The following is a 20,922-nucleotide window of genomic DNA, read 5'->3' as shown; positions in this document are numbered from 1 at the left end:
AGTTCCACCCAGCGGGTCCCGAGTGCCAAACACTCGGGACCCGCTTACGTCCGGCCGGCCGGGGCATCACGCGTATCGGGGGGCGAAGGGGGACTCGTATGAGAATGCGATGGTCGAGGCACCGAGCTCATTGTTCAAGGCCAAGCATTTCCGCAACCCTGAGATGCGGCGTATGGGCGGCTGGAAGAAGGTGACCAACGTCGAGATTGCCGTCTCCAAGAACGTCGACTGGTGCAACCACCACCGCCTCCACGGCGAGATCGGGCTCGTCCCGCGCCTTGCTCGAAGCCAAACACTGGGTCGCCCACGCGCTCGAGCACTACCCTGAGACTCGTCCTCATCGAGGCCGGACCCAGTAAATCAGCCGCCACGAACCCCGAGACGGATCACAGTCCCAAAAGAGTCAAGCCATACGTTCCAGAGAAGGACGTCGCGATGTTCGAGATCACGAAGCGCTTCACGATCGAGGCGGCCCATTTCCTACCGCTGGTGCCGGACCAGCACCCTTGCGCGAACATGCACGGGCACTCCTATGTCGTCGAAGTGAGCGTCGCGGGCGAACTCGACGAGTACGGATGGGTCATGGACTTTGCGGAGATCGGCTCTGTCTTCGAACCCATACGCACACTGCTGGATCATCGCTTGTTGAACGACGTTGCGGGACTTGAGAACCCCACAAGCGAGATCATGTCCCAGTGGATCTTCGAGTCGATGCGCCCAAACGTCCCGCGCTTGGCATGGGTCAAGGTCTCTGAAACCGCCACTTCGAGCTCTACGTACCGGCCCGGGTGAGACGCATGTCAATCGCACACCCGTCGCCTGCGGCCCATGGCAACGTCCCCGTTGACCGACAAGCGATAGTTCTATTTTCCGGTGGACTCGACTCGACAGTGGCGCTGTGGTGGGCGCTAGCGCACTACCCCCGGGTCCGGGCCGTCACAGTTGACTACGGTCAGGTGCATCGCGCGGAACTGCGAGCGGCACGTTCCATCGCTGCATTGACCCCGGCCGAGCACGTTCAGGTCAAGATCGACTTGCCGGTCGCGCATCAACCCGGCCCAGGACCTTTCATTCGTGGCCACGGCGCCCTTATGGCGTCGCTCGGCGCCATCGGGGCCGGGCCGGGCGGGGCGGACATCGTTGTCGGGTCACTGCAAACCGATCCCTACCCCGATTCGACGCAGGCGTACCTCCAACAGCTTGGTGCAGGATTCAAAGGTCCGTTCGATACTGGCGCCACGCGCGTCATCACTCCATTGCATTCGGTCGGATCGAAGGCCTCGGTTGCTGCACTTGGATTCCAATTGGGTGCTCCATGGAATCTGAGTTGGTCCTGCAGAGGTTCAGCATCCAAGAAACCTTGTGGAGCATGTGCATCATGCGCCTCGAGGTCTCACATTTGCGAGGATCTGGAAAGCCGCGGGCTTGACCCTCTCGCGGTAAGCGAGTGGCAGCGCGTTTACGGATCGCCCTTCCACCCTTCTTTTGATCAAGCCAGTGAGGACCTCGCATCAGCGGCGCGAGCGTTTGCGTCGGCTGGCGGTGTGGACGCTGGCCGTCGCGCGTGGCGATACCACGGGCCTGACGGGAGAGCGCGTCTGACGCCACTCATCGTGCGACGACCGCGATTTGAGTTTGGCTCGAGACAGGCCAGTCAGGTCAGGCACGTCCGAGCTTCCGGCATCTTGCCGCAGGGCACTCCATGGGAGGTACTTGTCTGCGAAGACGGTTCGGTTGCTACGACGCCGGAGACTCCTGAGGTCGATGCAGTCCTGGAGCTATTGCTTCAGCAGGTATAGGCGTAATTGCCGACGACCGCGGCCGGCCGTTTGTCGGGTACTAGTAACGGGAGACCGTTTCGATGATCGCGGCACGAACGTCGCCTACCGAGTACTGCTGAAAGAACCGGTCTCTATCGAACGAAGAATGCCCGACGTCGTTCGAGTCTTTGACTATCGCTACGTGACCGTTCTGGAAGATCCAGATGCTGTAGTTATCGGAGTCCTTCCCTTGACTCCCGATGAGCACCTTCGCAAACGTGCTGTTTGCTTTATCCGCAATGGTCCGTCGGCGCTCGCCGCCCAGGAACGTCCTCGCGGTGACGGTGCGCTTGCCTGGGGTCTTCGCGCGCAGAGTTCCATCAGGGGCTCTCGCGACCACTGCAGGCTCGTTGAATCGGAGGAGGTGCAGTGAGTCCGCGATGAGTCCGTGCCATTCCCCTGGAGGGGGCCCCACCTTGGGAGAGCTTTCCCAGAAGCCCGACTCGTTCCACGCCTTCTTCTGGGCTTCCGCTTCCGCCCGCTCAGCCTTGGCTCTTTCAATTTCTTCCTCGAGTCCCACGCTGGAACGATAGCGCCTAAACCGCCGGGCCCGCCCAGCATCGGAAAAGTGCGGGGGTCTAAACCGCCTTAGCGTCGCCGGCGATCGTCAACCGTCAGGACGGATGATCTAGCAGTTTTTCGACTCGAGATCCGATCCGCTGGAGCACGCGGAGCATGCGGCTATCGCTGCGGCTATCCCTCGCGAACCGCCACGAACCGGGGTGTGGCGCAATGTGGCATCGCGGTCGTAGCGGGGTCCCACATAGCTTCTGACCTGCGGTAACGTGGGTCTGGAAGCACCCGGATGCGTCAGTGAAGGACGGTCCGGTCGTCCATGCCCCATAGGACGGTTTTCGGTTCCATTCGGGCGAATCCATGCTCCCGGTCTGCAGCTTCTCGAGGAACTGCGACTCTCAACATGAAACTCAGACGTCGCCGATCTCCCGGCGGGGGTGTCTGACCAACTCAGAACTCAGATGTACTGCCTCAACCAGTCGGGCATGTTGGGGTCATCGGTGGCCCAGGAGTCCTCAATACGCTCGTCTTCCGACCAACTGTTCTCGTTGCCGTCGAAGAACTTCTGCCGGTGACACCTATACTTGACGACTTCGCTGCCTTCCAGCCGGTATTCGTTCCAGTAGTAGTTCTGCTTGCCGTATCCTGACCATTCGTTGGTCGTATAGACCGTTGTCACACGCACCACCCTGTCGCAACTCTTGGCTCGATTTTCGAGCGTAGCGTCACGACTGTCGTGAGTGCACCACTTACCGCATTCAGCACTTTTCGCTTCACCATCCTCGAAATCTGGCCGTTGGCCATGCCCGGCCCCGAGTGCGACATTCCGCGTAGCCGCCCTGTCTGAACGTTCAGCCCATTTCCGTCGCCGCAAGTCCATATGCTGCGATCGTGGCCGGCATCCAGCACATCAGCGACGCGCGCTCGGCGGCTGCGCTCTCGGAACTCCTCAACGGCGACTCGCGGCGGCGACCCGTCGTTGTTGTCACCATCCCTGCCGGGCGCACGGAGCCGTGGATCGACGTCGAGGAGATCGCCCGGGAGGCCGGGAACCTCGCCGAGGTCTATCTGATGCCGACAGGACCCTTCACCTGGGAGTTCTCGAAATACATGGCTGACGGCACCCAAGTATACGGCGGGGCTGGGCGCGTCTACCCCATCGGGCATGCGTGGGCCTCGGACCTGACCAAGTCACCGCTGCGCTTTGCCTTCGATGCAAAGGACGGTGAGCGCGCTACGCAGCAACTCATCTCCGACACCTTGCGCATGGCCGCCTCCGCAGGGCTCCTACAAGCGCTTCCCTCGCGCGAACTTCGTGACGTCAGCGGTGCCGTGAAGATGACCGTCGCGGGTCGAGCACTGGTCGACGTGGGAAATCTGTTCCCCGCGTCCATCGCTGAAGAGCTAACGGTCGAGGATGTGCCCATCGATCGAATCGTGACCGCGGGCCAACTGATCGAAGGTTCGTACGATCGCGAGAGCAACCGGATCGACGTTACGAAGAGTCTTCGCCCAAGCAGCGACGCCCTGGCTTCGTACGCGGTAGGCGACGTGGTCCTCACGAAGGTGGCCGCCGTACGAACCGGCAGGGCCGAGTTCCTGCTCTATCCGAAGACCACGAGCCCCGCGGTCACTGTGACGGTCCTTCGCCGAGACGTCACGGACAACCCGGCCGACGATCTGCGACCCTGATGACCGTCGGGGAAGTCATCCCGGCCCGGGTGTCCGCTACCGGACCACATTGGGGCCTCGTACTGAGCGACATCGACGATGACGAGCCAATCGTCGAGCCCCCGTCACTTCTTCCGGGCGGTCCACCTTGGCTGACCGAGGAATCCGAGGAGCTGCGAGTCGAGGAGCCGGAACCCCTGGCGCCTCCGACGCTTCAACTCACGGAGCCCGCCGATCTGACCGACGAGACGCCTACGGCGCCGACGCCCGTCCGCGTCACGCCGAGTCCCTCCTTCCTCGACCGAAACCATCCGCGACCGGGCCCACCTCCGGGCAATGCTCTGCCTGCAGCCGCCCAGGCGCCAGGGTCGACTCGGGGTCTCTTGCTGAAGATCGACGGACTCGTTGCAGAGATCGGCCAACTCAAGGTCGAGCGCGAGGATGTACGCAACCAGCTACTGGCTGCCAGTGATGAACGCGCCCAACTCCGGTATCTCCTCGATCAGGCGGAACGGCGCGCGAACCGCGCGGAAAACGACCTCAAGGCTGCTCGTGCGCGTCTTCGCAAAGCCGGCAGCGTGAAGTCGGGACCGGCAGTTGAGGCACCGCCTCAGTTCGCGGACCCGGAGCGTGGATTCCGCTATCTGGTTCTGACGCAATGGGCCCGGCGCACCCTGCCGAGCGAGCAAAGTGAGCGTCCACTTCCCGACTTCGTCGTGGGCGAGCGGTTCCTCGAGTCCCTCGCGCGCCTGGAGGGCATCAAGGAGGAGAAGGTGGCAGACGTCGTGTTCGAGATCGTCACCGGCCTCGCCCCGCAGATTCCAGGCCGGGAGGTCCACCATCTCAGGAAGGGAACGGGCGGCGACGACCCCGTGCGGGTCCGTGATGACGGCGCGGTCGCGTGGCGAGCGAGCCTCCAGGTGAACACGCCGTCGGCACGCCGCATCCACTATTGGGCCCTTCCGAACGGCCAGTTCGAACTAGCGCGCGTCGCCACTCATGACGACTTCGATGTTTAGCCATTGCGGCCATTTCCGTCGAGCCTGATCACTAGGCTCGGCACGCACGATTCAAGGGCTGGGAGACACACATGCGGATGATTGCCGGCCGGTACGCCGAGATCGCGAACACACGGCGCGTCGGTGGTCAGGGCGAGGTTTTCCAAGCCACGGATCTGCACCAAGGCGGCCGGATGGTTGCCGTCAAGCTCCTTCCGGCGACGTCCGACGACATCTACCGGATCTACTTCGAGCGCTCCACAGCGGCGAACCGAAAGCTGAATCACCCGAACGTTGCAGCGCTTCTTGATAGCGGTATCGACCCGGCGATCGGCAGCTACTACCTCGTCATGGATTGGGTCCCGGAAACACTCACTACCTGGCTCAGCGATTTCGACGAACCGCCGGGATGGGACGACCTCGCTGACTCGGTCGCGCTTCCATTGGCCTCAGCACTGGCTCACTCTCACTCGCTCGCCGTGCTGCACCGCGACGTGAAGCCCGCCAACGTGCTGTGGGATGGCGCCGGTCCCATCCTCACTGACTTCGCGTTGAGCAAGATCAAGGACCATGTCGCCGCTGCTCAGGATGCAACGGTCGTCGGCAGCACCAGCGCACCCTGGGCCCCGCCTGACCAAGCGTCCCGCGGGTCGGCGAGATTCGACGTCTACGGGCTGGCCGCAACACTGCTCCAGTGTGTGACAAGTTGGCCGATCCGCGACTTCCCGGACATCGCGAAGGCGCTCGATGACGCCGACATCCCGCCCGACGTTCGGGACGTGCTTGCGCGGGCCTTGGCTCCCGACCCGAAGCACCGTCAAGCGGATGGGCAGGTCTTGCTCGTCGAGCTCCAGGCAATCCAGGACGCGCGCAACAGCCGCTGGCGCAAGCAGAAGGCCGTGTCCTTCGAATTGTCGAACACCGCCCGGCGGGCTCTTGAGGAGGCTGAGCCTGGCAAGCGGCCTGAGTTCGTGGTTGCTGGCCTCCTCGGTGACGCCACGGTCGCCCTCCCACGCCTCGAGTCAGGGCCTGACGGGAGGGCTCAGTACAGCGAGACTGAGTTCCGACTGATCGGCGATCAGCTCGAACTCGGAATGGTGTTTACCGACCAATACCGCCTGCTCGCCAAGTGGGCCAAAGTCACCGAATTCGAAGCCCTTGAGCGATTCCGTGCGAACGAAGATGCGGTCGCGATCGATGGGCGGGACTTCGCCTGGTCAGCCGAGCGGCCAGCCAATCCCAAGCAGGCTGCGCTCGCCGCAATGGAGATTCGGAACCTGCTCAGCAAGGCGGTACAGGACTTCGGCGACCGGTTCAGCGAACGGTTCAAGCAGGTACGCCTCAACAGCTGGTCCCAACTCATCGACGCCAAGGAACAGCTCGAACGTCGACTCGAGGAACCCATCACCTACGAGCTTGTTGGCCGGAAGGGCGCCGAGTTCGAGCTCGAGTCTCCGGTGCCAGTTCCGTCTGCAGTGCTCGACCAAGAGCGGTTCGCTCGCGCGGAAACGGACCCTGCCGCCCGCGGAGTCCAAGTCAGCGTCGTAGACGTTGAGGGGACCGACCTGGTCGTCCGAGCCTTTCAATCCGGCCGTGAGGTTCCGCGCACCGGAGTTCTTGTACGGGACCGCCGACCGTCCCAAGCGGCCATCAAGCGTCAGAAGACAGCCCTCGCAGCCCTTCGCGAGGGCAGCTCTGCCCGCCCACACCTTCGAGAGCTCGTTCTGGAACCGGAGGTGGCCAAGGTCCCCGAGCCGGTCGCGTTCCAACCGATCACGCCAGATCTGGACCAGGACAAGGTCATCGCAGTGGCGAATGCCCTCGGCTCCGAGGACGTCTACCTCGTTGAGGGGCCGCCTGGAACCGGCAAGACCTCCTTCATCTGCGAGTTGGTGAATCAGTACCTGGCGGCGCGTCCGGGCGACAAGATCCTCCTGGTGAGCCAGATGCACGTCGCGATCGACAATGCGGTGACCCGGCTCTTCGACTCAGGCGTCACCGACGTCGTCAGGCTCTCTAACCGTGACGACAAGGTTGATCCGGATGCTGCCCACCTGCTCCTTGCCAACAAGCTCGCGGCTTGGACAGCCGATATCGGACGTCGGGCGCAAGATGGACTGTCAGTGATCGCGGAGCGAGAGGGCATTCGAGTCGAGGACATCGCACTGGCCCTTCGGGCTGGTGAAGCCCGAGCCGCACTCCGCGACCTTGCCGAACGTCGAGAGGCTCTCGGCGTTCTCGATCCCTCAGACCGGCTCGACAACGAGGATCTTCCTGACGAGCGAGCCGCGATGCTCGCTGACTACTACCGTGCCTCAGAACGAGCTGAGGAAACTGCCTCCGCTGTGTCTGCCCTTGCCGACGAGCTTGGAGAGTGTCTCGGCACCGACCCAAGCGACTCCGCGCTGGAATCGTTGATCGCCCGGCTCGTGGGAGACAAGCCGGGCCACCAGCGACTTCGTGAGCTCCTGCAAATCCAAGGAGACTGGCTGAACAGCCTCGGCGACCCGTCTGCCAGCGAACCTCTGTTTCTGCCCACCCAGAGTGTCGTGGCAGGCACGTGCATGGGATTCCTGTCCAACTCGAAGGTCCAGGAGATGCAGTTCGACCTTTGCATCATCGACGAGGCCTCCCGGGCAACCGCTGCCGAACTGCTGGTTCCCATGACGCGGTCCAAGCGATGGGTCATGGTCGGAGATCCGAAGCAGCTCCCACCAATGGCCGAGGACGTCTTCGAGCACAAGGACCTGGTTGAAGAATTCGAACTCGACAAGTTGTTTCACAGTTCGTCCCTCTTCGACATCCTCCTGGCGGAGGCGCCCGACGGCTGTCGCATTCGGCTAACGACCCAGCACCGAATGGCCGAGCCCATCGGGCGTCTCATCTCCGAGACCTTCTACGACGGCGAGCTGACTCACGAGCCGTTCCCCGTATTCGCACCCGAATCGGTCGACGATGCCCAGAGGCTGGTGTGGTTCTCGACGAGCCGGCGAAGCGACCGCAGTGAGGAGCCAAAGCACAGCCGCGGCGAAAGTTCCTCCAACAAGTTTGAGGCGCTCGAGGTCGCGAGACTGGTCCAGCGCCTCGAGACGATGACTCAGGGTGGGTCCCTTCGCCGCAGGAAGGGTGGCCCGGTGTCGGTCCTGGTCCTCACCGGCTATCGCGCTCAATGCGTTGAGATCGAGCGAGCTCTTCGACGGCTCGACCTCAATGGAGTGGCGGTCACCGTGAACACAGTTGACGCCGTTCAAGGCAGGGAAGCCGACGTGGTGATCTTCTCGGTTACGCGGAGCAACCTGACGGGCGACTTCGGGTTCCTCGACGAGCGCTATGCCGGGCGCATCAACGTCGCACTGTCGCGCGCTCGAGAGATCCTGTGGATCGTCGGCGACTCAGAGTTCGCAGCCAGCAAGGACGGCCCCCTGAGACGCGCATTGGGCCACATCGAACGATCGGGCATCGGAAGGATCGAGTTCCTGTGAGCCGCGATATCTTCGCCGACGCTGCCAGGCGTCACGCCCACGCACTTCCGGGGCACACGCTGCTGGCAGCGGAGCCCTGCTACATCCCGACCTCCGTCCTCACGGTCGACGTGCTGGCCGAGGAGATCGAGGACATCGACGCCGCACAGAAGTACGCCCTCGCCGCGCTGCTCAACGGCATCGACTCAGTCGAGGACCTTGAACTCTTCATGGGCCTGACCCCGGAAGACACCGCGAGCACGGTGGCAGCCCTCCTGCGCTCCGAGTTCGTCGACTACCGCCCGCCCGGCCCGGGACAACCTCGGATCCTGAGCCTGCTCCCGAATGGGCTCGAGGCGGCCCGCGATGCACAAGTGCGACGACCAAAGTCAACGACGATCCAAGTCGTCTACGACCGGCTGACGCGAACCGTGACGGAGTGGCGCCGCAACTCGCTTGCCAGGGCTGGAGCCGCGAAGGCATCCACCGCGATCCTCCTGCCGCAGCGAAGCGGGGTCGATGTCGAGAAGGCAGAGCTGACCGTCCCGGCCATCACTGCTGCGATTGAGGGCTACTCAAGCTCTGACTTCAGAGTTCTCGGCGTCACTGGAGTGACCGAGAGCAGGAACTTCTTCAGAGATGCAATCCTGCTCGTCTACCGCGACCTGGACTCCAGCACTGTCCGCCTTGGGGTGGAAGTTGACGGCCAGTGGAGCGAGCCTCACCTGGCGGCGCTCGAGGACGTGGACGCCGTCAAGAAGCTTGGGATCACGTCGGCCAGCGAAGTCAGCTATGAAGCGGCCGATGAGCCGGGTCCGCGCCTTTCCCGCGACGAGGTGATCGCCATCCAATCGGCGATCACCGACGACGAAGGCACGAACGCGCTCGGCGATTCGGACCAGCTCGACCGCGCCGCGATCCGCTGGCTCTCAATGGCGGACCATCCCGGCTGGCTGGACGACGCGATGACCGCACCCAAGCGGCGACTCCTCATCATCAGCCCATGGATCACCGGGTCCGTCGTAAGCCGTCAGTTCGTGGGGCGTCTCGAGCAGCTTGCCCGCAACGCGGACGTCACCATCTTCTGGGGATTCGGCGACAACTCGAAGTCCGACCAAGGTGCGCTACGGATGCTCCATGAAGCCGCCGGTCGATCGCAGCGCCTTGCAGTGGTCCGAGTCGACGACACTCACGCAAAGATCCTCGTGAGCGATGGCTACTACGTGAAGACAAGCTTCAACTGGCTCTCGTTCCGCGGCGACAAGAGCAGGAAGTTCCGACAGGAAGAGGGCGATCTCGTCAACGACCAGGTCCTCGCCGACCTGGCATATGACCGTTACATGCACGAGAACTGCGGATTTGCGCTCGAAGTAGTCGGCAACCTGCCCTCGAAGTACCGGGCTGCCGTCCACGCGTCAGCGGCTCATGTTGCACCTGCAACGCACACTCCGGCCCCCGAGGCTGCCGACGCCCCGAGTCAGCCCTCCCGAGCCGAGCGACGAAGGGCCGCCCTCGAGGCACTCGGCGTCGGGTCGGTCGTTACTGGCACGGTGAAGACGATCACCAACTTTGGCGCATTCGTCGACCTTGGCGAGGTCGACGGCCTGATCCACATCTCCCAGCTTGCCAACCGTCGCGTCGAGCATCCATCCGACGTCGTGGAGATCGGCGAAGCCGTCACAGTTCGGGTGCTGGAGGTGGACTTGGAGCGCGGGCGGGTGTCTCTATCGCTCACGTGACGTCGCTGCAACCGCGCCCGTCCGCCCGAACACCGTCCAGATGCATACTGTCGACGCCGCTCACCTCCGCCGTCTGGCGAGCCATCTTGGCCGAGCAGACCGACGAATGGTCCGAAGCTGCCTCTATATCGGACGAACAATTGCCAAGCGTTACTCCGTTCCCCGGGCTTGACCAAGCGCGATAGTGCGGACCATCAAGAGTGTCGCAAGAAGGCAGGCAGCGACCTAAGGATCATCCGTAGGCATCACTGATCTTCCGCACCCGCACGGCCGAAGGAGTACCCGCGCCGAACGGCCCTCGCATAGTGGCAACAGCCAGTTTGGCCGCGTGCTTCGCGTCGTCCCGGGAAAGATACGCGTCATCTGGCTCCATCTCTCCACTGCTATCCCAGAAGAGGCGGAAGTTCGGGGTTTCGCGCGTGAACCCGTTCGGCGGGGGCATCCAACCAAGCTCCTGCACTTCAACGAGCTGATCGAAAGTCAGTCCAGAGCCTTCCCCGTCCGCCAGCGGTCCACTGACTTCCCCGAGCAGACAACTGCCCACGTTGAGGAATTGAACGTACCGGCCCGTGATGAACAGCGCTTCGAGGATCAGGGCTGAGCCCTGTGGCAATGACCAGATCTGCTCTTGGAGTTGTATTCGCAACTCTTTCCACTTCATCCCCAAAGTGTGGCGTTTCGGAGTGTGATGCGTGCCCTTTCGGGAACAAACGCACAGAGCGGATGCGAATTCCGGCCTGCGAATCGACGGGATCGGATCCCTAGAAGAGTTAGTACGCCTAACGCGGCTCCCCGGCGAGAACTCCCGATCCTGCGTCACGCAGGTCCCACGACGCTCGCAACATCTTTCGAATGATCCTTGGACGGTAGCGCGGACCCTGACACCTGATATCTAGTAACAGCTGTCTTCGAGCTCGGGCACTCTTGGTCTGCCAGCACGCGAACAAACCATGAGCGGCTCAACAGGAATCCAAGGGGCACCCACAACCTGAGCAGTCTCACCGAAGCGACGAGCCCTGTGGCCGGCCGGACCACTTTCGAATGATGGGAAGCACTTGGACTCATCGAGAGAGGACGCGTTCGTTCGTCATCGATCGGACGAGGAAGCCTCGAGTGCATGCGCACATTTGATTGACACACATGCCGTCAGCTCGCGCTCCATCCTCGAGCTTCCGCGCGCATGCGAGCGAGTTGCGCGAGTCGATCTGACGCCGCTTGTTGGTAGCGCATGGCAGCTTGGCTCGTAGAGTGGCCGCCAAGAGCCATGAGTTCGGCGAGCGTTGCGCCGTGGCGTGCAGCTTCGGTCAGAGCGCCATGGCGCAAATCGTGGAACCTGAGGTCCTGCCGGCCAGCGATTCTTCGTGCTTCATACCAGCCGTATCCGGTGGTGTCAGGCTTGCCGCGGCGCTTCCTAGAGACCTTGCCGTAGAACGCACTTGGCGACAGATGATTGCCGTTCGCGCCTGGGAAGACCAGCCCATCACGGCCGGGCGCGGCGAACTCACGTAGATGCTCCGCTACAGCGTCAACGATGTCGGGTGGGATCGGGACGTCACGGATGCCGGCGTCGCTCTTCGGGGCCTTCGCCACCACTCCGGCCGAGCGTGAGCGAACGACGCCTCGACGGACCCTGATCACCGCGTTCTTCACGTCGATGTCGTGACGACGCAGTTCCGCCAGCTCGCCGAAACGGAGGGCGCACCCGTCGGCCAAGAGGATCATCAAGCGATGGCGATCGGGCATGTTCGCAACGATGACCGCGATCTCCTCGGCCGTCGCCGGACTCACCCGCCGCTTCGCTCCAGATGAGCCGCCACCGGAGATGCCGCACGGGTTGAAGGGGATCAGCGGACGGCCGTTGTTCTTCGCTGGATCTGCCGCCGTGCGCAAGATCGCGCGCAGCAACGAGTAGGAATGAGCCCGGTACGTAGGGCGATCCGGAGTTGCGGTGTCGTACCAGTGGCTCACCATCTCCGGAGTGATCTCTCGAAGGGGCGTCCGCCCGAAGAACGGCAGAATGAAGCGGTCCATAAGGTCCTGGTAGTGGTCTCGCGTGCGGTCCGCCAGAGGCTGCCCCTTGACCCGCCTGTTGGCCAGCCAGCGCGGCGCGTACTCCCCCAACGTCAATCCGGGCGTACGCCGCACCGCTGCACGAACCCCGGGAGACGACCACTCACCACTCGAGACGATGCGCCGCTCATCAACGAGCCAAGCCTCGGCATCAGCCCGACTTTCAAACGTGATTGGCGCCGTATGACGAACGCGAACACCGTTGGCATGCGTCCGCCCTTCGGGGTCCGCGTACCGCGCCCGGAACCGGCCACTGGGCAGTCTGGAGATCTCGCCGAATTGGCGGCGCTCGTCCCGTCGGGTCATCCGATCCTCACCTCGGTTTCGTGGGGCACACGTGGGGCAGCGTGGGGCAGACGTGGGGCAGGAAAGTCGACATCTGGGCGTTCGTGTCCGGCATCGTCCATCCAGAATTTCACTGCGATTACAAGGATAATCACGGAATCTGAATAGATCCAGCGGCGACCTCCGAACCGCTGGATTTCTGGTTCAAACCCAGTATCGCCCACAGATGAGAGCCCCGGATCCCTGTGATCCGGGGCTCTTCGCATCCCGCCGCTCCCCCACACGTCAACGGCCGGTGTCCGTGGAGGACACCGGCCGTCGCCGTTGGATCAGACTGACGTCACTTCTTGGGGATGGCGTCGTCGTAGGGGGCGGTGCTGCGGTCGTGCAGCGGGTGAATGGCCATGTAGACCAGGCCGACGGCCACCACGATCACACCGGACAGTGCGACGATCCAGTTGTCGTACCAGGCGGCGTCCGGGGTCCGCGGCCACGCCATGTTCACCATCGCGATGACGCCGTAGACCAGGGCGATGATGTTCACCGGCAGGCCCCACGCTCCGAGCGTGTACTTGCCGCTGGGCACCCAGCCCTTCAGACGCGCCCGCAGGGCGGCCAGGATCACCATCTGGAAGCCCAGGTACATGCCCAGGGTCGCGAAGCTGATGATCTTGGTGATCGCGTTCTCCGAGACGCGGGAGCCGATCACGATGATGGCCGGGACGATCGCCGACACGACCAGCGCGTACGGCGGGATGTGGCGCGTGGGCGAGAACTTCTTCAGCAGCGAGCTGCCCATGATCATGTCGTCGCGACCGTACGAGTAGAGCAGGCGGGACGCGGCGGCCTGCAGGCTCATCGCGCAGGACAGGAACGACAGGAGCACGATGACCAGCACCGCACGGGCGCCGACGGTGCCGAACGCCTCCTCGAGGACGGCGCTGACCGGGTCGGTGACCTCGCCGGAGACGACGGCGCCGATGTCGGTGACCGAGAGCACCAGGGCGAGGCAGACGAACGTGGCCGCGGCTCCGCCGATGTAGATGGTCTGGCGCATGGCCTTCGGGATGAGTCGACCCGGGTCCTTGACCTCCTCGGCGACGTCACCGCACGCCTCGAAGCCGTAGTACTGGTAGACGCCGATGAGGGCGGCCGCGGCGAACGCCGGCAGGTAGCTGCCGCTGTCGCCCTCGGTGCCGAACGTGTCGAACAGGACGGTGATGCTCTGCTCGCGGTGCGCGATGAGCAGCCAGGCGCCGACGACCAGGGCGCCGACGAGCTCGGCCGTGAAGCCGATGATCGCGGCCTTCGCGAGCACCGAGGTGCCCATGAAGTTGATGATCGTGGCCAGGACGAGCAGGCCCAGGGCGCACGCGATCGTCGTGTCGACCGACGGCGTGAAGCCGAAGACGGAGGCGATGAAGGGTCCGGCGCCGTAGACGACCGAGGAGATCGTCACGAGCAGCGCGATGATGTAGACCCAGCCGGTCATCCAGGCGTACTTGCGGCCCCACAGGCGCCTCGCCCAGGGGTAGACGCCGCCCGCCACGGGGAACTGGGCGACGACCTCGCTGAAGATCAGGGCGACCATCAGCTGGCCGAGACCCGCGAGCACGAAGGCCCAGATCATCGGCGGGCCGCCGGTGGCGAGGGCGAACGCGAAGACCGTGTAGACGCCCACGACGGGCGAGAGGTACGTGAACCCGAGCGAGAAGTTAGCCCACGGGCTCATGTCCCGCTTGAACTCCGACTGGTAGCCCAGTGCGTGGAGGTGGGCCGCGTCGTCGTGGTCGTGGAAGTCGTAGTAGCCGTCGGCTGAGCCCGACGTGGGGGTTTCTGTCGCCATTCCCTGGTCCTGTTCTTGGGGGACGCGGTGTGATCTGAGTCACCGAACGGACAAAACCTACAATTATGTTGGATTGAGGGTCAAGGGCTGAAACAAAACTCCTCGTCAGAGTTAACAGGGCCCTAACATGGCGTCGTCCCTCCCGCCGATCCGCCAGGAGCTCCCATGTCGGGCCTCACGCCACTGCTCTCCCCCTCCGCCTCGGGCGGTCGGGCGGACGAAGTCGTCCGCAGGATCACCGAGGCCATCCACCTCGGCCTGCTGGCCGACGGCGAGCGACTGCCGGCCGAGACCGAGCTGGCCGCGCAGTTCGGCGTGGCGCCCATGACGATGCGCGACGCGCTGGCGATCCTGCGCGACGAGGGTCTCCTCGTGACCAAGCGAGGCCGCCACGGCGGCTCCTTCGTCCAGCGCCCCCAGTCCCCTCCCCTGGACCGGCTGCGCCAGCGGCTCGTCGCCATGACCCCCACCGCCATCCGCGACCTCGTCGACGAGCACGCCGCCGTCGCGGGCCACACCGCGAAGCTGGCCGCCGAGCGTGCAGCCGCCCCGAACGTCCGCCGCCTGTTCACGCTCACCGAGCAGCTCGGGTCGGCGACGAACACCGGCGACCGCATCCGCGCCGACTGCCGGTTCCACATCGAACTGGCCGTCGCGTCACAGTCCCAGCGGCTGACGCGGCACGAGGTCAGCCTGCAGGCCGAGGTGTCGGGGATGCTGTGGCTGCCGTCCGACGGGGCGGACGGCACCCCCGGCCCGCGGGCCGACCTCGAGGGCGTCGTCGCGGAGCACCACGAGATCGCCACCGCCGTCGTGGCCGAGGACGCCGAGCGAGCCCGCCGGCTCGCCGAGGCCCATGTCGCCAGGAACCTCCGCCGACTCACCGATCTCCACCTCCACCTCACCTCGAAGGAGGACCGCGCATGACCGCAGCGATCCCCGCCACCGGCGACGATCTCGCCCGTGACACGTCCGCCGCCCTGGAACCGGTCTTCGCCCGCCTCGAGCTGCTCGCCGAGCGCATCCGCGCGACCCATCGCCCCGGCGCCTGGTCCGAGTCGGACCTGATGGAGGCCCAGTCGTCGATCCTCGAGCAGCTCACGGCCGACCCGATGCAGGTCGGCATCGGCTTCGTGAGCGCCCCCGGCCTCGTCGACGGCCTCGATCGCTACATGCTCTGGTGGCAGCAGCACGACGGCCGCACCTCGCGGCTGCGGCTGAACTTCGACCGCACCAGCATCGACGTCTACGACTACGTCGAGATGGAGTGGTTCGAGTTCCCCGCCGGCGGACGCACGCGCGCCACCTACGGCCCGTACGTCGACTACTCCGGCTCCGAGCTCTACATCGTCACGGTGTCCGTGCCGGTGACGATCGACGGCGAGTTCGTGGGCATCGTCGGTGCGGACGTCCTGTTCGAGGAGGTCGAGCGCCGGATCCTTGCCGTGCTGCGCCACAGCGCCCGGGAGGCTGTCGTCGTCACCGCGGATCGCCGGGTCGTGGCCGCCAACAGCGGGCGCTGGGTCCAGGGGTCGCGGCTGCCCGCGATCCCCGCCGACGGGTCGGCGGTCGAAGGCGGCACCGTACTGAGCTCCGCCGAGCTCCCGCTGGGCAACGGGTGGGTGCTGATTCTGACCGACGTTCCAAGGAATGGGATCTAGATCACAAAAAACCCTTGACATGAATACCTCCATTATTAGAGTGTTGGCTCCACTGACAGCCCGCTCTTCTGGTGGAGGTACCCATGCAGGCTCCCGGTTCGACCACGATCCCGGCCCTTGACGTCAACGCCCCGGACTTCTCGATCACGAGTCCCGAGGTCCACGCGGCGCGGGAGGAGAGCTGGTACGCCACCACGCCGTACGGCATCGCCGTCCTGCGGTACGAGCAGGTCAGCCGCCTGCTGAAGCACCCCAAGCTGCGGCAGGGCAGCGTCTCGTGGCCGGCGCACCACGGCGTCACCGAGGGCCCGTTCGCCGAGTGGTTCGCGAGCTGGATCCTCAACAAGGAGGGCGACGAGCACCACCGCCTGCGCCGGCTGATGAACCCGGCCTTCTCCCCCAAGCTGATCGGCGGACTCGTCCCGCGGTTCCAGGCCCTCGCCACCGAGCTGATCGACAACTTCGAGCAGCCCGGCCAGTGCGAATTCGTCTCGGAGTTCGCCGAGCCCTACGCCGCCCGCGTCATCGCGATCATGCTCGGCATCCCCGAGGAGGAGTGGCCGATCATCGCCCGCGAGTCGGTGACCATCGGCCTGGCGCTCGGCGTCACGATCCGCGAGGACCTCCCCGAGATCGAGGCGGCCCTGAAGAACCTCTACGCCTACTGCGACGACCTGATCGCCGATCGCCGGGCGAACCCGCGCGAGGATTTCGTCACCGCGCTGGTCAACGCCGCCCACGGCGACGACGCCCGGCTCTCCGACACCGAGCTGCGCGACGCGATGGTGCTGCTGATCTTCGGCGGCTTCGACACCACCCGCAACCAGCTCGGGCTCGCGATGCAGACCTTCGCGCAGAACCCCGACCAGTGGGCGCTGCTCGCCGAGCAGCCCGAGCTCGGCCGCGCCGCGGTCGAGGAGGTCATGCGCGTCAACCCGACCGTCCGCTGGGTGACGCGCGAGGTGCTCGAGGACTTCGAGTACGAGGGCGTCGAGCTGAAGGCCGGCACGACCCTGCACCTCTACACCGAGTCCGCCGGCACCGACCCGCGCGTCTTCGAGGGCGGCTTCGACATCGCCGCCGAGCGCAAGCCGCACTACGGCTTCGGTGGCGGTGCGCACCACTGCCTCGGGCACTTCGTCGCCCGGTCGGACATGAGCGAGGCGCTTCCCCTCCTCGCTCGCAAGATGCGTGACCTGCAGCTGCTGCCGGGCTCGGAGTGGCTGCCCGACTCGGGCAACACCGGCCCGATGCGCCTGCCCATCGCCTTCACCCCCGGCAACTGACCCTCCCGTCCATCCCCCACCACCCCAGGAGTCACCATGAAGGTCACGGTCGACATGACCCTCTGCGAGGACCACGGCCAGTGCGCGATCGCCGCGCCCGAGGTCTTCCGCATCAACGACGACGGCCACCTCGAGTACGAGGGCGAGCCCTCGGACGAGCTCGAGGAGTACGTCGAAGAGGCCGCCGACGTCTGCCCCGTCCAGGCGATCCTGCTCGGGGCCTGACATGACCTCCGACCAGCGCGTCGTCGTCGTGGGCGCCTCGATGGCCGGCCTGCGTGCCGCGGAGCAGTTGCGCTCCGCCGGCCACGCCGGTCCGATCACCGTGATCGGCGCGGAGGACCACCTCCCCTACAACCGGCCGCCGTTGTCCAAGGACGTCCTGGCCGGCGCCGACCCGGCCACGGCGATCGAGCTCGCGGAGAAGCTGGCGTTCCGGCGCCGCGCGAGCACCGCGGACGTCGAGTTCGTCCTCGGCGACGCGGTCGTGAGCGCCGACCTCGCGGGCCGCACGGTCACCACGGAGAGCGGATCGACGTTCGCGTGGGACGGTCTGGTCGTCGCCACCGGACTGCGCCCGCGCCGACTGTCGCTCCCCGGTCCCGCCGCGGGACGCCACGTGCTGCGCACGGTCGACGACTGCTTCGGCCTGAGGTCCGAGCTGGCGACGCCCCGCCGCGTCGTGGTCGTCGGCGCCGGATTCATCGGGTGCGAGGCCGCGGCCACCCTCACCAAGCTCGGGCACCGGGTCACCGTCGTCGAACCCGCGGGACGCCCGATGGAGCGCGTCCTCGGCGCAGACCTCGCCGGCGCGATCCAGCGCCACCACGAGGCGCGCGGCATCGAGTTCCGCCTCGGCACCTGGATCATCGGCTGCACCGGCGAGGACCGGGTCGACGGTGTCCTGCTCGGCACCGGCGAGGAGCTCCCGGCCGACGTCGTGATCGAGGCCGCGGGCTCCGTCGCCAACACCGAGTGGCTGGACGGCAACGGTCTCGACCTGACGGACGGCGTCCTCACCGACAACCACCTCGCCGTCGTCGGCGCCGAGCGCGTCGTCGCCGTCGGCGACATCGCGCGCTTCCCCAACCCGCTCTTCGACGACGTGCCGCGGCGCGTCGAGCACTGGTCGATCCCCACGGACACGGCCAAGCGTGCCGCCGCCACCCTCGTCGCGCAGCTGCGCGGCGAGGAGCCGGCCGACACCTCGTTCGCCCCGATCCCCTCGTTCTGGAGCGACCAGTTCGACCTGCGCCTGCAGAGCTACGGCTCCCCCGCGCTGGCCGACGAGCACTCCGTCGAGGAGGGAGACCTGAGCGGTCTCCCGGCCGGTGCCCTGATCGCCTACCGGCGCGACGGACACCTCGTCGGCAACGTCGCCGTCAATCTTCCCCCTGCCCGTCAACGGGAGCTGCGCGAGCAGTTCTCGACCCTCGTCCCGACCGCCTGACCCGGAGGAACACCATGAGCACGACCGCCCTCGACGAGCATCGTCAACTCAACGCCTCCAGTCCCGACCTCACGGCGGCGCTGGAGACCATCACGGACCACGGCGTCAAGTACGTCTACCTGCAGACGGTGACCATCACCGGTCGCGTCATCGGCAAGGTCATGCCGGCCCGCCACTTCGAGCGCGTCGCCGTCAAGGGGGTGCAGCAGCACCGCACCGCCATCGCGAACCTGCAGTCCACCCGTGAGGGCGTCCTGCTCGGCGGTGGCGTCAACGCCGCGGAGTACACCGCGATCCCCGACCTCGAGACCTTCTCGGTGTTGCCGTGGGACACCACGTTCGCCCGGGTGTTCTGCCGCCTCTACGAGCCCGACCACCTCCCCGAGCGCGCGGGCGATCCGTACGCCTCCGACGTCCGCGGCCTGCTGCGCCGCACGCACGAGGAGTTCACGGCCCGCACCGGCCTGGAGATGCGCACCGGCTGCGAGCCGGAGATGACCTGGAAGGGCAAGGACCTCCGCGCCAGCTTCCGTCCCGGATCCAGCCCGGCCTATCACATCGAGCACCTCGAGCGGAACCGCGCGATCGTCACGAAGGTCATCGACTACGCCCAGGCGATGGGCCTGGACATGGTCGAGGGCGACTACGAGGACGAGTACCAGGTCGAGCTGAACTTCATGTACGACAAGGCCGACCTGACCGCCGACCGGCTCGTGACCTACCGCCAGATCTGCAAGCAGGTCGCCCGCGAGCTGGACATCGAGGCCAGCTTCATGCCCAAGCCCGCCAGCGGCATGATGGGCAACGGCTGCCACCACAACTTCAGCCTGTGGCGCGGCGAGGAGAACGTCCTGGCCGAGCCGGGCCGCGAGGACCTCCACCTGACCGACCTCGGCAAGCACGCCCTCGGCGGCCTGCTGAGCCACTCGGCCGGCCTGATGCTGATCAACGGCTCGACCGTCAACTCCTACAAGCGCTACTGGGACTCCGGTCAGTTCGCGCCCTCGAAGATCGACTGGGGCCTGGACAACAAGACCTGCACCGTGCGGCTGTCCACGGTCGGCCGGCTCGAGTACAAGCTGCCCGACTCGGCGGTCAACCCGTTCCTGTCGCACGCCGCGATGATCGCCGCCTGCGAGGACGGCCTGAAGAACGAGACCGACCCCGGCGCTCCGACCGTCGGCTCGTCCTACGACTCCGTCGACGAGAGCCGCTTCGGCAAGCTGCCGCTGACCCTCGGCGACGCGATCACCGCGTTCGACGCCGACCCCGTCGTCAAGAACACGTTCGGCGACGAGCTGTCGCGACTGCTGATCGACTTCCACACCGACGAGTGGGCCCGCTTCTGCGGCGCCGTCACCGACTGGGAGCACGCAACCTACTGGGAGGACTGCCCGTGACCACGCCCCTTCGCCTCGCCTGCCTCGACGCCGACGCGCCCCCGCTCTTCGGCCTGCTCGACCCCTCGACCGGTCGCCGCACCGGCTTCGAGCCGGCCGTCGCCGAGCTGATCGGCGCCGAGCTCGGCCGCCCGATCGAGTGGGTCTGCGTCCCCTGGACGGAGATGATCCCCGCCGCGCAGTCCGGTGCCGCCGACGCGGTCCTGTGCGGCCAGGGCATCATCCCCAGCCGCCTCGAGCAGGTCGACTTCACCCGTCCGTACGCGGTCTTCCACGAGGGCGTCCTGATCCGGCGCGGCTCGGGGATCAGCAGCCCGGAGGACCTCGTCGGGCGCAAGGTCGCGGCCATCGAGAACAGCACCAACATGGCACTGGCCCAGACCTTCACGGGCGCCATCCCGGTGCCGTTCGGCTCCGGGGGCTCCGGCGACGTGTACGCCGACATGCTCGCGGCGCTGGAGAGCGAGGAGGTCGACGCCGTCATCGACGACGACGTCGTCTTCGTCCCGCTCGGCGAGTCCGACCCGCGCTTCGAGCTGGCCTTCACCGTCAAGACCGGCAACCGCTGGGGCATCGGCGTGTCGAAGGAGCGCGGCGACGTGCGCGAGGAGATCGACGGCGCCCTGGCGCGCGTCATCGCGGACGGTCGCCACCGGAAGGTGTGGCAGGCCGAGCTGCCGACCCTGGAGTACCCGTTCGACGACGACGTGGAGGTCTGA

19 protein-coding genes are annotated in these 20,922 nt (G+C 65.7%); 14 read left to right on the top strand and 5 right to left on the bottom strand.

Going from position 1 to position 20,922, the window contains the following annotated elements:
- Window positions 1–109 precede the first annotated feature (109 nt).
- From AFL01nite_RS01200 to AFL01nite_RS15760, 3 genes are all read left to right on the top strand, one after another.
- The gene (locus AFL01nite_RS01200) at window positions 110–328 is read left to right on the top strand and encodes a hypothetical protein (protein WP_146825267.1); all 219 of its coding nucleotides are present in this window, start codon (window positions 110–112) and stop codon (window positions 326–328) included.
- Window positions 329–435: 107 nt separating this feature from the next.
- Entirely contained in the window at window positions 436–792 is a 357-nt protein-coding gene (queD, locus tag AFL01nite_RS01195) for a 6-carboxytetrahydropterin synthase QueD (RefSeq protein ID WP_146825266.1), read from the top strand.
- A gap of 5 nt (window positions 793–797) precedes the next feature.
- Window positions 798–1,799 carry a 7-cyano-7-deazaguanine synthase gene (locus AFL01nite_RS15760; protein WP_146825265.1) on the top strand — a complete coding sequence of 334 codons (1,002 nt, stop codon included), beginning with the start codon at window positions 798–800 and terminating at the stop codon, window positions 1,797–1,799.
- Between the two features lie 40 nt (window positions 1,800–1,839).
- Here the strand turns inward: AFL01nite_RS15760 and AFL01nite_RS01185 are convergent, their stop codons facing one another.
- The gene (locus AFL01nite_RS01185) at window positions 1,840–2,340 is read right to left on the bottom strand and encodes a hypothetical protein (protein ID WP_146825264.1); all 501 of its coding nucleotides are present in this window, start codon (window positions 2,338–2,340) and stop codon (window positions 1,840–1,842) included.
- A 453-nt stretch (window positions 2,341–2,793) separates the two neighbouring features.
- Entirely contained in the window at window positions 2,794–3,015 is a 222-nt protein-coding gene (locus AFL01nite_RS01180; protein ID WP_146825263.1) for a hypothetical protein, read from the bottom strand.
- 212 nt (window positions 3,016–3,227) lie between these two features.
- Here AFL01nite_RS01180 and AFL01nite_RS01175 point away from each other — a divergent pair, with 212 nt between their 5' ends.
- The 4 genes from AFL01nite_RS01175 to AFL01nite_RS15535 all read left to right on the top strand — a co-directional run bounded on the left by AFL01nite_RS01175 (window position 3,228) and on the right by AFL01nite_RS15535 (window position 10,205).
- The gene (locus AFL01nite_RS01175) at window positions 3,228–4,028 is read left to right on the top strand and encodes a hypothetical protein (RefSeq protein WP_146825262.1); all 801 of its coding nucleotides are present in this window, start codon (window positions 3,228–3,230) and stop codon (window positions 4,026–4,028) included.
- 362 nt (window positions 4,029–4,390) lie between these two features.
- Complete coding sequence (locus AFL01nite_RS01170; RefSeq protein ID WP_146825261.1) at window positions 4,391–5,026, top strand: hypothetical protein; 636 nt, start codon at window positions 4,391–4,393, stop codon at window positions 5,024–5,026.
- A 71-nt stretch (window positions 5,027–5,097) separates the two neighbouring features.
- Window positions 5,098–8,487 (top strand): serine/threonine-protein kinase, encoded by a 3,390-nt coding sequence (locus AFL01nite_RS01165; protein ID WP_146825260.1) that lies wholly within the window; start codon window positions 5,098–5,100, stop codon window positions 8,485–8,487.
- Window positions 8,484–10,205, top strand: coding sequence for a S1 RNA-binding domain-containing protein (locus tag AFL01nite_RS15535; RefSeq protein ID WP_246119536.1), 1,722 nt, complete (start codon window positions 8,484–8,486; stop codon window positions 10,203–10,205). Before AFL01nite_RS01165 ends, AFL01nite_RS15535 begins: the two co-directional genes overlap by 4 nt.
- 232 nt (window positions 10,206–10,437) lie before the next feature.
- Here AFL01nite_RS15535 and AFL01nite_RS01155 read toward each other — a convergent pair whose 3' ends face one another.
- From AFL01nite_RS01155 to AFL01nite_RS01145, 3 genes are all read right to left on the bottom strand, one after another.
- Entirely contained in the window at window positions 10,438–10,866 is a 429-nt protein-coding gene (locus AFL01nite_RS01155) for a TY-Chap domain-containing protein (RefSeq protein WP_146825259.1), read from the bottom strand.
- 485 nt (window positions 10,867–11,351) lie between these two features.
- Complete coding sequence (locus AFL01nite_RS01150; RefSeq protein ID WP_146825258.1) at window positions 11,352–12,581, bottom strand: tyrosine-type recombinase/integrase; 1,230 nt, start codon at window positions 12,579–12,581, stop codon at window positions 11,352–11,354.
- Window positions 12,582–12,900: 319 nt separating this feature from the next.
- On the bottom strand, window positions 12,901–14,406 hold the full coding sequence (locus tag AFL01nite_RS01145; RefSeq protein WP_146825257.1) for an APC family permease: 1,506 nt from the start codon (window positions 14,404–14,406) through the stop codon (window positions 12,901–12,903).
- A 165-nt stretch (window positions 14,407–14,571) separates the two neighbouring features.
- Between AFL01nite_RS01145 and AFL01nite_RS01140 the strand changes: the two genes are divergently transcribed.
- The 7 genes from AFL01nite_RS01140 to AFL01nite_RS01110 all read left to right on the top strand — a co-directional run bounded on the left by AFL01nite_RS01140 (window position 14,572) and on the right by AFL01nite_RS01110 (window position 20,922).
- Entirely contained in the window at window positions 14,572–15,333 is a 762-nt protein-coding gene (locus tag AFL01nite_RS01140) for a FadR/GntR family transcriptional regulator (RefSeq protein ID WP_146825256.1), read from the top strand.
- A complete protein-coding gene (locus AFL01nite_RS01135; RefSeq protein ID WP_146825255.1) occupies window positions 15,330–16,067 on the top strand; it encodes a cache domain-containing protein in 738 nt (245 codons plus the stop codon). The genes AFL01nite_RS01140 and AFL01nite_RS01135 overlap by 4 nt, the downstream gene beginning before the upstream one ends.
- 83 nt (window positions 16,068–16,150) lie before the next feature.
- Entirely contained in the window at window positions 16,151–17,353 is a 1,203-nt protein-coding gene (locus AFL01nite_RS01130; protein ID WP_146825254.1) for a cytochrome P450, read from the top strand.
- Window positions 17,354–17,389: 36 nt separating this feature from the next.
- A complete protein-coding gene (locus tag AFL01nite_RS01125) occupies window positions 17,390–17,578 on the top strand; it encodes a ferredoxin (RefSeq protein WP_146825253.1) in 189 nt (62 codons plus the stop codon).
- A gap of 1 nt (window position 17,579) precedes the next feature.
- Window positions 17,580–18,803 carry an NAD(P)/FAD-dependent oxidoreductase gene (locus AFL01nite_RS01120; protein WP_146825252.1) on the top strand — a complete coding sequence of 408 codons (1,224 nt, stop codon included), beginning with the start codon at window positions 17,580–17,582 and terminating at the stop codon, window positions 18,801–18,803.
- 14 nt (window positions 18,804–18,817) lie between these two features.
- Window positions 18,818–20,203: a glutamine synthetase family protein gene (locus AFL01nite_RS01115; protein ID WP_146825251.1), complete on the top strand. Its 1,386-nt coding sequence runs from the start codon at window positions 18,818–18,820 to the stop codon at window positions 20,201–20,203.
- A complete protein-coding gene (locus AFL01nite_RS01110) occupies window positions 20,200–20,922 on the top strand; it encodes a substrate-binding periplasmic protein (RefSeq protein ID WP_146825250.1) in 723 nt (240 codons plus the stop codon). The genes AFL01nite_RS01115 and AFL01nite_RS01110 overlap by 4 nt, the downstream gene beginning before the upstream one ends.

The organism is Aeromicrobium flavum, assembly GCF_007992115.1.
In the GTDB taxonomy this organism is placed as follows: domain Bacteria; phylum Actinomycetota; class Actinomycetes; order Propionibacteriales; family Nocardioidaceae; genus Aeromicrobium; species Aeromicrobium flavum.
This window is presented reverse-complemented; position numbering and strand designations above follow the sequence as displayed.